At 63.2% G+C, this 809-nt stretch carries 1 protein-coding gene; it reads right to left on the minus strand.

All coding sequences use genetic code 11. The annotated features are described in order from the left end of the window. Positions 1 to 68: 68 nt before the first annotated feature. The gene (locus PY649_RS34780) at positions 69 to 482 is read right to left on the minus strand and encodes a cupin domain-containing protein (RefSeq protein ID WP_285873604.1); all 414 of its coding nucleotides are present in this window, start codon (positions 480 to 482) and stop codon (positions 69 to 71) included. Positions 483 to 809 lie beyond the last annotated feature (327 nt).

Below are 809 nucleotides of genomic sequence, written 5' to 3' on the forward strand. Positions count from 1 at the left end.
CGGCGCGATGAATCAATCATCTGCCGCGGGCGCACGGTCATGAACGCCGCGCGCCGCGATCGCCGCCCCTACGGGAACGTCAGGCCGAAAGCGGCCGGATCGGGCTGCTCGCCTTTCCGGGGCACCAAGAAGCGCTCCAGCCCACCCGGCACGAAGCTGAGAAGTAGTGTCGCCTGGTCGCCGACCACCTCGATCGTATGCGGCACTCCACGGGGAAGAGCCGCGTAGGCGCCTGGCCCCACCTCGACGCGGGCATCGCCGACGCGCGCGATTAGCTGCCCCTCAACCACGTAGATTAGCTCGTCCTCGCGCGAGTGGGTGTGCATCGGAGGCTCCTCCCCAGCTCGCACCGTGTACAGGACAGCACCATAGTCGCCTCCGGACTGGCTGCTCTCCACTTTCATTTCTATGCTCGAGCCTCCGCTCGTGGTCACCTTCTCGCCACCGTTGGGCGGCGTTAGAACCGGCTTCTGGACTGACATTTGTAGCCTCCTGATCGTGAACTATTCGACTGTCGCGGTGGCGGCGAACGGTTGCCGCTCACGTCCATCAGCATGGGATTGCACGCGGCGAATGAGAAATGACGTCATGCCATGAAATCGATAGCCGCGCGTTATGATGATCGTAAGCTTTCGGCATCGGACAAATGTGCCTTCGAGATCGACTGATGCGGCAGCACGGCCAAGACACTGAGATCATCACTCGCCGCTCGAGCCTTTCCGCGGCACAAACGGCGCACCGCCCGCGCGGTCCTTCTGGAGCATCGCCAGCGTCATCATCTCGGCGATCGTGTCGCTTGTGACGAGACC

Source organism: Rhizobium mayense, from assembly GCF_030272705.1.
Lineage (GTDB): Bacteria > Pseudomonadota > Alphaproteobacteria > Rhizobiales > Rhizobiaceae > Rhizobium > Rhizobium mayense.

Excerpts from the sequence above, each read along its gene's own strand:
- PY649_RS34780 (WP_285873604.1), bottom strand. The coding sequence starts at position 482 with ATGTCAGTCCAGAAGCCGGTTCTAACGCCGCCCAACGGTGGCGAGAAG.